The organism is Staphylococcus sp. HMSC061G12, assembly GCF_001838465.1.
GTDB classification, from domain to species: domain Bacteria; phylum Bacillota; class Bacilli; order Staphylococcales; family Staphylococcaceae; genus Staphylococcus; species Staphylococcus simulans.
This window is the reverse complement of record NZ_KV837064.1, coordinates 1-206: the sequence shown is the minus strand read 5'-3', so window position 1 is coordinate 206 and position 206 is coordinate 1. Positions and strand designations below refer to the sequence as shown.

At 37.4% G+C, this 206-nt stretch carries 1 protein-coding gene; it reads left to right on the top strand.

All coding sequences use genetic code 11. The features are described 5' to 3' along the window. Positions 1–206, top strand: a 206-nt coding sequence (locus tag HMPREF2937_RS13675; RefSeq protein WP_180364622.1) for a hypothetical protein, incomplete at both ends; no start/stop codon positions are given.

Here is a 206-nt window from a genome sequence, read left to right as displayed (position 1 = left end):
GAAACAGCAGTCACAGCTGGTGAAACTGCGAAAGATGACGCAACTAAAACAGTTGAAGAATTAAAAGCAGCTACAAAAGCCATCACTGATGCTAAAAATGCATTAGATAAAAAAGCAGACAAAACAGAGTTGAACACATCTGTGACAACAGCTGAAAATTTAGGTGCGCTTGATACAAATGATAAAGAAGATAAAGCAGTCCAAGA